The sequence below is a fragment of the Pantoea rwandensis genome (genome assembly GCF_000759475.1).
Lineage (GTDB): Bacteria > Pseudomonadota > Gammaproteobacteria > Enterobacterales > Enterobacteriaceae > Pantoea > Pantoea rwandensis_B.
Genome location: NZ_CP009454.1, coordinates 3,557,483 through 3,569,724, shown reverse-complemented (window position 1 = coordinate 3,569,724; position 12,242 = coordinate 3,557,483). Strand labels below are relative to the sequence as shown.

The 12,242-nt window shown below is 53.1% G+C and carries 8 protein-coding genes and 8 tRNA genes; 2 read left to right on the top strand and 14 right to left on the bottom strand.

Translation table 11 applies throughout. From position 1 onward, the window contains the following. Positions 1-1,425 (bottom strand): tRNA (N6-isopentenyl adenosine(37)-C2)-methylthiotransferase MiaB, encoded by a 1,425-nt coding sequence (gene miaB / locus LH22_RS16345; RefSeq protein WP_038648281.1) that lies wholly within the window; start codon positions 1,423-1,425, stop codon positions 1-3. 169 nt (positions 1,426-1,594) lie between these two features. Between miaB and ubiF the strand changes: the two genes are divergently transcribed. Further along, positions 1,595-2,767 carry a 3-demethoxyubiquinol 3-hydroxylase gene (gene ubiF, locus LH22_RS16340; protein ID WP_038648278.1) on the top strand — a complete coding sequence of 391 codons (1,173 nt, stop codon included), beginning with the start codon at positions 1,595-1,597 and terminating at the stop codon, positions 2,765-2,767. 85 nt (positions 2,768-2,852) lie between these two features. Here ubiF and LH22_RS16335 read toward each other — a convergent pair. The 13 genes from LH22_RS16335 to nagB all read right to left on the bottom strand — a co-directional run bounded on the left by LH22_RS16335 (position 2,853) and on the right by nagB (position 9,861). Then, positions 2,853-2,927: transfer RNA gene (locus LH22_RS16335), tRNA-Gln, on the bottom strand. Positions 2,928-2,954: 27 nt separating this feature from the next. Then, positions 2,955-3,029: transfer RNA gene (locus LH22_RS16330), tRNA-Gln, on the bottom strand. A 29-nt stretch (positions 3,030-3,058) separates the two neighbouring features. Then, a tRNA-Gln gene (locus LH22_RS16325) sits at positions 3,059-3,133 on the bottom strand. A 6-nt stretch (positions 3,134-3,139) separates the two neighbouring features. After that, positions 3,140-3,216, bottom strand: a tRNA-Met gene (locus LH22_RS16320). Positions 3,217-3,244: 28 nt separating this feature from the next. Next, a tRNA-Gln gene (locus LH22_RS16315) sits at positions 3,245-3,319 on the bottom strand. A 34-nt stretch (positions 3,320-3,353) separates the two neighbouring features. After that, positions 3,354-3,428: transfer RNA gene (locus LH22_RS16310), tRNA-Gln, on the bottom strand. Between the two features lie 21 nt (positions 3,429-3,449). Then, positions 3,450-3,534, bottom strand: a tRNA-Leu gene (locus LH22_RS16305). Between the two features lie 7 nt (positions 3,535-3,541). Then, positions 3,542-3,618, bottom strand: a tRNA-Met gene (locus LH22_RS16300). Between the two features lie 215 nt (positions 3,619-3,833). Then, complete coding sequence (gene asnB / locus LH22_RS16295; protein ID WP_038648273.1) at positions 3,834-5,501, bottom strand: asparagine synthase B; 1,668 nt, start codon at positions 5,499-5,501, stop codon at positions 3,834-3,836. A 330-nt stretch (positions 5,502-5,831) separates the two neighbouring features. Continuing rightward, positions 5,832-6,584: an HAD-IIA family hydrolase gene (locus LH22_RS16290; protein ID WP_034829095.1), complete on the bottom strand. Its 753-nt coding sequence runs from the start codon at positions 6,582-6,584 to the stop codon at positions 5,832-5,834. Positions 6,585-6,623: 39 nt separating this feature from the next. Further along, positions 6,624-7,844, bottom strand: a complete 1,221-nt coding sequence (gene nagC / locus LH22_RS16285; RefSeq protein WP_034829098.1) for a DNA-binding transcriptional regulator NagC — start codon at positions 7,842-7,844, stop codon at positions 6,624-6,626. 7 nt (positions 7,845-7,851) lie between these two features. Continuing rightward, positions 7,852-9,000 carry an N-acetylglucosamine-6-phosphate deacetylase gene (gene nagA, locus LH22_RS16280; RefSeq protein ID WP_038648269.1) on the bottom strand — a complete coding sequence of 383 codons (1,149 nt, stop codon included), beginning with the start codon at positions 8,998-9,000 and terminating at the stop codon, positions 7,852-7,854. Positions 9,001-9,060: 60 nt separating this feature from the next. Next, complete coding sequence (gene nagB / locus LH22_RS16275; protein ID WP_034829102.1) at positions 9,061-9,861, bottom strand: glucosamine-6-phosphate deaminase; 801 nt, start codon at positions 9,859-9,861, stop codon at positions 9,061-9,063. 342 nt (positions 9,862-10,203) lie between these two features. On the opposite strand from nagB, the gene nagE reads away from it, so the two are divergent. After that, positions 10,204-12,228, top strand: a complete 2,025-nt coding sequence (nagE, locus tag LH22_RS16270) for an N-acetylglucosamine-specific PTS transporter subunit IIBC (RefSeq protein ID WP_038650217.1) — start codon at positions 10,204-10,206, stop codon at positions 12,226-12,228. The last annotated feature ends 14 nt before the right edge of the window (positions 12,229-12,242 follow it).

Genomic DNA, 12,242 nt, shown 5'->3' with positions numbered 1-12,242 from the left:
TCAAGGTTGGTAGAGACCGACACCGATGTCATTTTCACGGCGCGTACGGGCTATGACGGCATCGGGGCTTTGGCTGACACGCAAGGCCATTTCATCTTCGGTGCGGATCAGTTTGCCGCGCAGCGAGTTGGCATGAACATCGACAATTTCAACGTCGACAAACTTACCGATCATTTCAACAGGCGCTTCGAAGTTCACCACGCGGTTGTTGTCGGTGCGCCCGGTGAGTTCCATGACATTTTTACGTGAGATACCTTCAATCAGCACACGCTGCGTGGTGCCGAGCATGCGACGACTCCACGCCATCGCCTGCTGATTGAGGCGATCCTGCAGAATATACAGGCGTTGCTTTTTCTCTTCTTCCGAAACATCGTCAGGCAAATCAGCGGCAGGCGTACCCGGACGGGCCGAGTAGATAAAGCTGAAGCTGACATCGAAATTCACGTCGCCCACCAGTTTCATGGTCTGCTCAAAATCCTGCTGCGTTTCGCCAGGGAAACCAATGATGAAATCTGAACTCATCTGAATATCAGGACGTGCTTTCTGCAGCTTGCGGACGATGGCTTTATATTCCAGCGCGGTGTGCGCACGCTTCATCAGCGTCAGGATACGATCGGCACCGCTCTGAACGGGTAAGTGCAGGAAGCTCGCCAGCTCTGGCGTGTCACGGTAGACATCAATAATGTCATCAGTGAATTCAATCGGATGGCTGGTGGTAAAGCGGATGCGGTCGATGCCATCAATGGCCGCCACCAGACGCAACAGTTCCGCGAAGCTGCAGAGCTGGTCATCAAAGGTCGTGCCGCGATAGGCGTTGACGTTTTGGCCCAGTAAATTCACTTCTCGCACGCCCTGCGCAGCCAGTTGCGCGATTTCCAACAGAATATCGTCACAGGGACGGCTCACTTCCTCGCCTCGGGTGTAAGGCACCACGCAGAAAGTACAGTATTTGTTACAGCCTTCCATAATGGAGACAAAGGCCGTCGGGCCTTCTGCACGCGGTTCTGGCAGACGGTCAAATTTCTCGATTTCCGGGAAGCTGATGTCAATCACCGGGCTTTTCGTCCCGCGCACCTGATTCAGCATCTCTGGCAAGCGATGCAGCGTCTGTGGACCAAACACAATATCCACGCAATTGGCGCGTTCACGCAGGCGTTCACCTTCCTGCGAAGCGACACAGCCGCCGACGCCAATAATCACGTCAGGATTTATCGCTTTCAATTTCTTCCAGCGTCCTAACAGGGCGAAAACCTTCTCCTGCGCCTTCTCACGGATCGAGCAGGTGTTGAGCAGCAGAACATCCGCCTCTTCAGCATCCTCGGTCAGGGTGTAACCGTGCGTGCTGTTCAGCAGATCGGCCATCTTTGATGAATCGTACTCATTCATCTGACAGCCCCAGGTTTTAATATGCAGTTTTTTGGTCATCGAACTAGCCATTGATTCAGAGCAGGGAAGTGCAGGGCGCGTATTGTAATGCTTTGCTGCTGTTGTGACCAGCACAGCAGGGCCTGAGATTGTGCAGCAAATTTCCGGTACACTTTATCTATCAACGTGATGACGTGAGCTATCACGGCAAGCAGAAGGATTAGAGTCAATGCAGGATTCACATTTTGATGTGGTGGTGGTGGGCGGCGGTATGGTCGGTGCCGCGCTGGCTTGTGGACTGGCACAGCAGCAATTTCGTGTGGCGGTGATTGAACGCGCCGAACCCGCTGCGTTTAATGCCGCAAGCCCGCCCGATGTTCGCATTTCCGCGATTGGAGCCTCGTCGGTAGCACTGCTGCGTCAATTGAATGTGTGGGAACGCGTGCAGGCGATGCGCTGTGCGCCTTATCGCAAGCTCGAAACCTGGGAGTGGCAAAGTGCACATGTGACCTTTGATGCCGCCTCGCTGGGCTTGCCTGAGCTGGGATATATGGTGGAAAACAGCGTGCTGCAACGTGCGCTGTGGGAAAAGATGCAGGAAGAGGGGATCACGCTGATCTGCCCCGCCAGCCTGAAACAGCTTCAATCGCATCGCGGCGGCTGGCAGGCTCAGCTGGATAATGGCACCACGCTGGATACGCGGCTGGTGGTTGGCGCGGATGGCGCCAACTCGCGCGTGCGCCAGCTGGCGGGAATTGGGGTGCGTGGCTGGCAATACGCACAGTCCTGCATGCTGATTAGCGTCGAGTGTGAGCATGATGCGGGGGATTCGACCTGGCAGCAATTTACGCCAGAGGGGCCACGTGCTTTTCTGCCGCTGTTTGATCGCCATGCTTCTCTGGTGTGGTATGACGCACCGGCGCGTATTCGCCAGCTACAGGCGTTGCCATTGTCACAGCTTGAAAAAGAGATTCACGCCCATTTCCCGGCACGCGTTGGGCGGGTTCAGGTCAAGAAAGCTGCCTCATTCCCTTTGGTTCGTCGCCACGCTACCCGCTATGTCTTGCCAGGATTAGCGCTGGTGGGTGATGCGGCACACACCATCAATCCCCTCGCGGGACAGGGCGTCAACCTCGGCTATCGTGACGTTGATGCATTAATCAATACGTTGGTGGAAGCGCGCAGCCAGGCACAGTTGTGGTCATCGGACGCGGTGTTACAGCGTTATCATCGTCAACGTTATAAAGATAATTTGCTGATGCAGGGCGGGATGGATCTGTTCTATTTTGCCTTTAGCAACACGCTGGCCCCATTGCGTTTTGTGCGTAATCTGGGATTGATTGCAGCGGAGAATGCCGGAGCGCTGAAACGTAAGGCGCTGAAGTACGCGTTGGGCCTATAGGTGTCAGAGCGTCGCAAGGCGCTCTTTGTTTTAACCGGAAGCAGAAAACAATAAAGCCCGCAAAAGCGGGCTTTATTGTGCAATTTGGCTGGGGTGCAGGGATTCGAACCCCGGAATGCTGGTATCAGAAACCAGAGCCTTACCGCTTGGCGACACCCCAATAATGCGTTTTCAAATTGTCTTTAATTGGCTGGGGTGCAGGGATTCGAACCCCGGAATGCTGGTATCAGAAACCAGAGCCTTACCGCTTGGCGACACCCCAATTAATGGCGTTACAAATTTTCTTGAATATGGCTGGGGTGCAGGGATTCGAACCCCGGAATGCTGGTATCAGAAACCAGAGCCTTACCGCTTGGCGACACCCCAAAAATTTGGTGGCTACGACGGGATTTGAACCTGTGACCCCATCATTATGAGTGATGTGCTCTAACCAGCTGAGCTACGTAGCCTGAGTTTATTGCTTACTGCATCCGATAATGGCTGGGATACCTGGATTCGAACCAGGGAATGCCGGTATCAAAAACCGGTGCCTTACCGCTTGGCGATATCCCATCTGTCGACTCGCATCCACGAGTAAATATCGGATTGGCTGGGGTACCAGGATTCGAACCTGGGAATGCTGGTATCAAAAACCAGTGCCTTACCGCTTGGCGATACCCCATCCGGCTGCCGAAGACTGAAATGGTGCGGGAGGCGAGACTTGAACTCGCACACCTTGCGGCGCCAGAACCTAAATCTGGTGCGTCTACCAATTTCGCCACTCCCGCGAAAAGATGGTGGCTACGACGGGATTTGAACCTGTGACCCCATCATTATGAGTGATGTGCTCTAACCAGCTGAGCTACGTAGCCATCTTTTTTCGCTAACCTTCATCGGCGTTGCGGGGCGCATTATGCGTATTGAGCTTTGTAGCGTCAACAAGTTTTTTGCCGTTTTTTGCCTTAAAACGCCTGTTTGACTGGCTTGTAACCAGGGTGGCGATTTATTCAGCAGTTTTCTATCGTAACATCGACGATGAAAACAAAAAGGGGCCTTTACAGACCCCTTATCCTACTCATTCACAAGCTTATTTGTAGGCGGACTGATGCACACCTACAGCACGACCAGATGGGTCATCCATGTTTTTGAAGGCTTCATCCCACTCAATCGCTTTGGCAGATGAACAGGCAACAGATGGACCGCCCGGTACACACTCTGCCGCGCTGGCGATCGGGAACAGCTCTTCAAAGATTTCGCGGTACAAATACGCTTCTTTCGAGTTTGGCGTGTTGTACGGGAAACGGAAGTGCGCGGTAGACAGTTGCTGATCGGTAATCTGCTTCGCCGCCACCTCTTTCAGGCTATCGATCCAGCTGTAGCCTACACCATCAGAGAACTGCTCTTTCTGACGCCATGCGACGCTCTCCGGCAGGTAAGAAGAGAAGCACTCACGCAGAATGTGTTTCTCCATCTTGCCGTTGCTGCCACACATTTTGTCTTCAGGGTTGATACGCATCGCCACATCGAGGAATTTCTTGTCGAGGAACGGTACGCGCGCTTCAACGCCCCATGCAGACATCGCTTTGTTGGCACGCGCACAGTCAAACATGTGCAGCGCCAGCAATTTACGCACGTTCTCTTCGTGGAATTCCTGAGCGTTCGGTGCTTTGTGGAAATACAGGTAGCCGCCAAACACTTCGTCCGCGCCTTCACCAGACAGCACCATTTTGATGCCCATTGCCTTGATTTTACGCGACATCAAATACATCGGCGTTGAAGCGCGAATGGTGGTGACGTCATAGGTTTCGATGTGGTAAATCACATCGCGAATCGCATCCAGACCTTCCTGCACGGTGAAGTGAATCTCGTGGTGCACGGTGCCCAGATGTTCCGCCACAGATTTGGCCGCTTTCAGATCAGGTGAGCCTTCCAGACCGACAGCAAAAGAGTGCAGCTGTGGCCACCAGGCATCACTTTTGTCTTCATCTTCCACACGTTTTGCCGCAAAGCGCTTGGTCACGGCAGAAATGATGGAGGAGTCGAGGCCGCCAGACAGCAGCACGCCATAAGGCACGTCAGACATCAGGTGGCTTTTCACTGACTCTTCCAGCGCATGCTTCAGACCCGCAGCGTCAGTGGTGTTCTCGGCAACGGCAGAGAAATCCATCCAGTCACGCTGCCAGTAACGACGGATTTCGCCATCGCTGCTGCACAGGAAGCTTCCCGGCGGGAATTCTTTAATGGTGCGGCAAACCGGCACCAGCGCTTTCATTTCTGAGGCGACAAACAGGTTACCGTGCTCATCGTTGCCCATGTACAGTGGGATAATCCCGATGTGGTCACGGCCAATCAGATACTGCTGCTTCACGCTGTCCCACAGAATAAAGGCGAACATACCTTGCAGATCATCCAGGAAATCGAGACCTTTTTCCTGGTACAGCGCGAGGATCACTTCGCAGTCAGAACCGGTCTGGAACGCATAACGATCGCTCAGTTCAGCACGCAAAGCCTGATGGTTGTAGATCTCGCCGTTCACGGCCAGTACGTGGGTGTGGTCAGCGTTGTACAGCGGCTGTGCACCGTTGTTAACGTCAACAATCGACAGGCGCTCATGCACCAGAATGGCGTTGTCATCGGCATACACACCAGACCAATCCGGGCCACGGTGACGCATCAGACGGGAACACTCCAGCGCTTTCTTGCGCAATTCAACAGGATCGGTTTTCAGATCCAGCACACCAAAAATCGAACACATAACTGACTCCTGATCTCACCTTGCGGCGATGTTATTTCTACGTTTGTCCGGCAGCCTTGACTGCGTGATGTATAAGAAAATGCGCTATCTGGTGGTGTTAACGCAAGTGAAATTGCGATCTTTTGATAAAAAGATTGTTGTGATGGCTTAAAAATTGAATTTTATCTAATTTAATGTCGATTAAATTAGATGGTGTCTAATGAATTGGCGTTTTGGATGATTTCCTGCGCAATTAACGTTGCACTGAATCATGATAAAGGGATGCAAAAACAAACGCCCTGCTCACAGGGCGTGCGGGCAGGGCGATAAGTAAACGCGATAAGAGCAGGTTTAGAACAGGTCGATATCGGCCACTGAAGGGTAAATCCAGTCAGGGCGGAAAGGCATCGCATCAATGTCACTCAGCGTCGAAACCCCGGAGAGCACCAGAATGGTTTCCAGCCCCGCCTGGAATCCGGCCAGAATATCGGTGCGCAGGTTATCGCCGACAATCACCGTCTCTTCCGAGTGGGCATGCATCTTATTAAGCGCAGCGCGCATGATATACGGGCTCGGTTTGCCGACATAAAACGGTTTGCGACCAGAGATGGTTTCGATACCGGCGCAGAGTGCACCGCAGGCTGGCACAAAACCGCGTGCATGGGTATCCGGGTTGGTGGCGATAAAGCGTGCGCCATTGGCCACAAAGAAAGCCGCTTTGTGCATCATTTCCCAGTTAAAGGAGCGCGTCTCGCCGACGATCACAAAATCGGGATTCACATCGGTGATGGTAAATCCGGCTTTATACAGTTCATGAATCAGCGCGCCTTCGCCAATCACGTAGGCTTTTTTGCCTTCCTGACGGCGCAGGAAATCGGCGGTCGCCATCGCCGAGGTATAGAACACCGAATCCGGTACCTCGACACCTGCATTGGCAAAACGGTTTGCCAGATCCTGAGCGGTTTGCGACGGATAGTTGGTCAGCACTACCAGCGGCATCTCTTTTTCAAGGATGCGTTGCAGAAACTCATTCGCGCCTTTCACGGCGGTATTGTCGTGCATCAACACGCCGTCGATGTCACAGATTACGCTTTTGATGGTCATATTAGTTTCCGGTCGGGCCCGCCAGACGGCAGGCTTCAATTATTCTTCCAGCAGGTGCTGCAGCAAAATACCATTCAGCATCGCACGTTTCGCCAGGGCAAAGGCGCCAATAGCGGAACGGTGATCCAGTTCGGAACGAACCACCGGCAGGTTTTTGCGGAAGGCATTTAGCGCCTGGGTATTAATGCAGCCTTCAATCGCCGGGAACAGCACTTTGTCTGCGTCGGTGATTTCCCCTGCCAATACCACCTTTTGTGGGTTGAACAGGTTAATGGCAATCGCAATCGCTTTCCCGAGATAACGTCCTACATACTCAATCACTTCGCAGGCCAGCGCATCGCCCTGGTTGGCGGCACGGCAAATTTGCGGCATCAGGCAGTTATCCAGCGTCAGCGTGCTGGGATAGCCCTGGTTGAGCAGATGGCGCACGCGATTTTCAATCGCGCCATTGGCGGCAATAGTTTCCAGGCAGCCAAAGTTGCCGCAGTGGCAGCGCTCGCCCAATGGGTCAACCTGGATATGGCCAATTTCCCCCACGTTGCCGTTGCTGCCGAGGAAAATATGGCCGTTAGCGATGATGCCCGCGCCGGTACCGCGGTGTAAACGCACCAGAATGGAGTCTGCACAGTCGCGACTTGCACCGAAATAGTGCTCCGCCAGCGCCAGGCTACGGATATCGTGACCGACAAAGCTGGTGACGTTAAAGCGTTTCTGCAAGCTGGATACCAGCGGCCAGTGGCTGACAGCAATGTGCGGCATATAGCGAATAATGCCGTTAATCGGGTCTACCAGGCCCGGCAGAATCACCGCGATCGCGATTAATTCATGAATCTTGCGTTGATGCGCCGCCATAAATGCCGTGATGGCATTGAACAGCGCATTCTCCAGCGTTTCCTGGGTGCGCTCAGGCAGGGGATAATCTTCCTGCGCCAGCGATTTGCCGCTCAGATCGAATAATGTCAGCGTGGCATCATTGCGTCCTAAGCGAACGCCGATGGTATGAAAATGGCGAGTTTCGGTAATGATGGAAATGGCGCGGCGACCACCGGTAGAGGCTTGTTGCTCTACCTCTTTGATCAGGCCGCGCTCAATAAGCTGGCGGGTAATTTTCGTGACGCTGGCGGGCGCAAGCTGGCTGAGATCGGCGATCTGTATACGCGATATCGGCCCTTGTTGATCAATTAGCCGATAAACGGCTGCGCTATTGAGTTGTTTGACAAGATCGACATTTCCTATTTGAGTCTGGCCGCCAGTGGTCATTCAGTACTTACTCGCTGAGGACGTCGTCTCCATTGACTAACGTCTTAATGATTTGATAATCGCGGGTAAAGACAGTGAGATTAGCGACTTTTCCTGCTGTCACTGAACCCAGCTGTTTTTCCACACCCATTGCCTGGGCCGGGTAGAGCGTTGCCATACGCAATGCTTCATCCAGCGCGATACCACAATGTTCTACGCTGTTTTGCACCGCTTCAATCATGGTGAGCGCAGAACCGCTTAAGGTACCGTTTTCGTCAACGCAAAGGCCGTCGCGATAGTATATTGTTTTGCCTGCAAAAATAAATTTATCAATCGACGCGCCGGCAGGTGCGGTCGCATCCGTTACCAGCACCAGCTTGTCACCTTTGATACGCTTTGCATTGCGCACGTTAGCGTAGTGGACATGTAAACCATCCGCAATAATGCCGCAGTATACATCAGGTGAATCAAACAGCGCACCGATCAGTCCAGGCTCACGACCGGCGAAGGTCGGCATGGCATTATAAAGGTGAGTGGCAAAAGAGACACCCGCACTAAAGCCCGCTTTGGCTTCTTCATAAGTGGCGTTTGAATGGCCCGCAGAAACAATAATGCCGGCATTGCGCAGCTTGCTAATCACCTCGGCACCGGCGTTTTCTGGCGCCAGCGTCACTTTGGTAATCACATCCGCGTTAGCGCAGAGGAAATCGACCATCTCCGCATCGGGTAGACGAATCAAATCTGGATTGTGAGTGCCTTTTTTGGCTTTGTTCAACCATGGGCCTTCCAGATGCAGGCCTAACGCCTGATTCGGATGTTTTGCCAGATAGGCACGCATGGTTTCGATGGCACGCTTCATCAGCGCATTAGTGCTGGTGATCAGCGTTGGCAGATAACTGGTGCAGCCTGATTTTTCGTTGGCACGCTGCATGATTTCCAGCGTTTCCACGCTCAGCGCATCGATATCATCGTTAAACTGCACGCCGCCGCAGCCGTTTAACTGCAAATCAATAAATCCGGGAGCGATAAACGCACCAGCCACATCCTGCTGTGCCATCGTTGCATCAAGCGCATCTCGTGGGCACACGCGCTCAATCAGGCCATCTGCAATCACCACGGCATGATTGTCCAGAATTTCATGACCGGTAAAAATCCGGCCGTTCACTAATGCGTACATCGTTTTTCTCTCCCGGCTAAGCCTGCCACCTTCAGGCAGCAGGTTTTTCACAACGTGTTCTCACACACCTTTCATATTTTCCGCTTCCATTTCGCGGAAATATTTCACGGTTTTCACTTTCAGTTCCATGGTGGCCGGTTCGTCACACACCACCACAGATTTCGCATGCAGCTGCAGGCAGCTGATGGTCCACATATGATTAACGTTACCTTCTACAGCGGCCTGCAACGCCTGCGCTTTCAGATGGCCCGTCACCAGAATCATCACTTCTTCAGCATCCAGCAGCGTACCCACACCCACGGTCAGAGCGTATTTTGGCACCTGATCGACATCGCCGTTAAAGAAACGCGAGTTGGCGATGCGGGTATCGTGCGTCAGGGTTTTAATGCGGGTGCGGGAAGAGAGTGAAGAAGCCGGCTCATTAAAGGCAATGTGTCCGTCGTTGCCCACGCCGCCCATGAACAGATTAATTTTGCCGTAAGAGCGAATCTTCTCTTCGTACTGGCGACATTCTGCGTCAATATCTGGCGCATTGCCATTCAGAAGATTGATATTTTCTGGTTGGATATCAACGTGATCGAAAAAGTTGCGGTACATGAAGCTGTGGTAGCTTTCCGGATGCTCTTTTGGCAGGCCCACGTATTCGTCCATATTGAACGTCACCACGTGCTTGAAACTAACCTGGCCCGCTTTGTGCATATCAATCAGGTGCTTGTAAGCTTCCAGTGGCGTACCACCGGTTGGCAAGCCCAGCACGAAGGGACGTTCTGCGCTAGGCTTAAACGCATTAATGCGGTTAACAATGTGGCGTGCAGCCCATTTACCCACCTGGGTCGGTGTGGCCAAAGGGATCAGTCTCATGTCTTCACCTCAATTAAGATTAGGAAAATGTTGTCGCCGATGCTGGTTTAGGTTGCTGCCATTAAGCGTAATCTGTTTAAGCGCAACCAGCAGGGAAAAGTGCGACCTGATATTTTTCATCATAAAATAAGTTTGTGGTGGTGGCTAGCATTTCGCAGTGATAAACGTCCATTATGGTGATTAAAGTCACAGTTACCGTGGTTTTAATTTGCGAGGCGAATTAATTTATCTTTACACTGCGCCTCGTGGTGAAAGATGTCATCAAGGTACCGGGCGTAGGGATAATAAAATCAACCCACGCTACGGCAAACGCCAGTCTCATAGGGGGAGAAAAAGGTGAGTATTTTAGGATATCTGCAAAAGGTCGGCCGCGCGCTTATGGTGCCGGTAGCGACACTGCCGGCAGCGGCAATCTTGATGGGGGTAGGGTATTGGATTGATCCAGACAGCTGGGGTGCAGGCAATGCGCTGGCCGCTCTGCTGATCAAGTCCGGTTCTGCCATTATCGAAAATATGTCAGTGCTGTTTGCCATCGGTGTGGCTTACGGTATGTCCAAAGATAAAGATGGTGCGGCCGCGTTAACCGGCTTTGTGGGCTTCCTGGTGGTGACGACACTCTGCTCACCTGCTGCGGTGGCGATGATTCAGAAGATCCCGGTCGATCAGGTGCCTGCTGCCTTCGGCAAGATCAACAACCAGTTCGTGGGTATTCTGGTCGGTATTCTCTCTGCTGAAGTGTATAACCGCTTCAGCCATGTTGAGCTGCCCAAAGCGCTGTCGTTCTTCAGCGGGCGCCGTTTGGTGCCGATCCTTGTCTCATTCCTGATGATCGTTGTGGCGTTTATCCTGATGTACATCTGGCCAATCATCTTCGGCGGCCTGGTGAACTTCGGTGAGCACATTCAGAAAATGGGCTCGGTGGGCGCAGGCGTGTACGCCTTCTTTAACCGTTTGCTGATTCCGGTCGGTCTGCATCACGCACTGAACTCCGTATTCTGGTTTGACGTGGCAGGCATTAACGATATTCCTAAGTTCCTTGGCGGTGCACAATCTATCGCGAATGGTACGGGTATCCCGGGCATCACCGGTCGCTATCAGGCGGGCTTCTTCCCGATCATGATGTTTGGCTTACCGGGTGCAGCATTGGCTATCTTCCACTGCGCTCGTCCAGAAAACCGCGCGAAAGTCGGCGGTATCATGCTGGCTGCGGCCTTCGCGGCCTTCTTCACGGGTATCACTGAACCGCTGGAATTCTCCTTCATGTTCGTGGCGCCGGTGTTGTATGTGATCCATGCCGTATTGACCGGTATCTCGGTATTTATTGCTGCGAGCATGCACTGGATTGCAGGCTTCGGCTTCAGTGCCGGTTTGGTGGATATGGTGCTGTCAACGCGTAACCCGCTGGCGGTGAATTGGTGGATGCTGATCCCACAAGGTCTGGTGTTCTTCGCCATCTACTATGTGGTGTTCCGTTTCACTATTCAGAAATTCAACCTGATGACCCCGGGCCGCGAATTGTCTGCGGGCGATGAAACTGATGGTTATGACGTTAACGTCGACCATAGCGGTAATGGTGAAAGCCAGACTGAATCACTGGCACGCCGCTACATTGCTGCCATCGGCGGTTCAGACAACCTGACCAACATCGATGCCTGCATTACCCGTCTGCGTCTGAACGTCAAAGACTCAGCCCAGGTGAATGAAGGCGTGGCGAAACGTTTGGGTGCGTCCGGTGTGATTCGTTTGAACAAACAGAGCGTGCAGGTGATTGTCGGCACTCAGGCTGAAAGTATCGCCACCGCAATGAAAACAGTATTGAGCAAAGGCCCGGTTGCTGCGGCTTCCGCTCCTGCCGCCGCTGCGCCGGTCGCGACTAAACCCCAGGCCGTGCTGAACACTGAAAAAGCGGTGATTGCTACGCTGGTGGCACCGGTGACCGGTGAGATTGTCGCGCTGGACGCAGTCCCGGATGAGGCGTTCGCCAGCAAAGCGGTGGGCGATGGTCTGGCAATCAAACCAACGGACAAAACCGTGGTGGCACCGATTGCCGGTACCGTGGTGAAAATCTTCAACACCAACCATGCGTTCTGTCTGGAAGCCGCTAACGGCGTTGAGATCGTGGTACACATGGGCCTGGACACCGTGGCGCTGGAAGGAAAAGGCTTCACACGTCTGGTGGAAGAGGGGGCAACCGTCACTGCTGGTCAGCCGATTCTGGAGATGGATCTGGACTTCCTCAACGCCAACGCGCGCTCAATGATCAGCCCGGTGGTGGTCAGCAACAGCGATGATTTCGCCGGACTGAATCTGCTGGCAAGCGGTTCAGTGGTTGCAGGTGTGACACCGTTGTATGAAGTGAAAAACTAAGTCCTTGTGATTTA

What these genes read in the sequence shown, in the direction of transcription:
- miaB (WP_038648281.1), bottom strand. Translation starts at nt 1,425, where the DNA reads ATGACCAAAAAACTGCATATTAAAACCTGGGGCTGTCAGATGAATGAG.
- ubiF (WP_038648278.1), top strand. Translation starts at nt 1,595, where the DNA reads ATGCAGGATTCACATTTTGATGTGGTGGTGGTGGGCGGCGGTATGGTC.
- asnB (WP_038648273.1), bottom strand. Translation starts at nt 5,501, where the DNA reads ATGTGTTCGATTTTTGGTGTGCTGGATCTGAAAACCGATCCTGTTGAA.
- LH22_RS16290 (WP_034829095.1), bottom strand. Translation starts at nt 6,584, where the DNA reads ATGACCATCAAAAGCGTAATCTGTGACATCGACGGCGTGTTGATGCAC.
- nagC (WP_034829098.1), bottom strand. Translation starts at nt 7,844, where the DNA reads ATGACCACTGGCGGCCAGACTCAAATAGGAAATGTCGATCTTGTCAAA.
- nagA (WP_038648269.1), bottom strand. Translation starts at nt 9,000, where the DNA reads ATGTACGCATTAGTGAACGGCCGGATTTTTACCGGTCATGAAATTCTG.
- nagB (WP_034829102.1), bottom strand. Translation starts at nt 9,861, where the DNA reads ATGAGACTGATCCCTTTGGCCACACCGACCCAGGTGGGTAAATGGGCT.